Source organism: Asticcacaulis sp. AC466, assembly GCF_000495815.1.
Classification (GTDB): domain Bacteria; phylum Pseudomonadota; class Alphaproteobacteria; order Caulobacterales; family Caulobacteraceae; genus Asticcacaulis.
Genome location: NZ_AWGE01000066.1, coordinates 1 through 323, shown reverse-complemented (window position 1 = coordinate 323; position 323 = coordinate 1). Strand labels below are relative to the sequence as shown.

At 56.7% G+C, this 323-nt stretch carries 1 protein-coding gene; it reads right to left on the bottom strand.

Annotated features, from left to right (window positions below):
• Positions 1–323: replication endonuclease (locus AEAC466_RS43505; protein WP_035430621.1), on the bottom strand; the 323-nt coding region annotated here is incomplete at both ends.

Sequence of the window (323 nt, the reverse complement as noted above, 5' to 3'; positions counted from 1 at the left end):
ATAAAGTGGAATTGAGGGATACGCCATGTTGACGCCCACGCGGTGACGGCGGCGGCCGTATCAGTCAACAGCTCGCCGGTTTCATGATCGCGCTCGCCGTCCAGCGCGTACCCGTCGATGTTTTTTGCAATGTATTTGGCGATATAGCCCGCCGCACCGCCTTTATTCAGGTGCTTACAGTCAAAACGATTTTTCGCAGCGCCGCGCTCGTCCCCATCTTCAGCCATGGCATAACGGCGCACGATGTCGATCACCTGCTGGCGCTGTTTTTTGGAGGTAAACAGCATCATATGCCAGTGCGGCGTCGCGTCATGGTGCGGTTC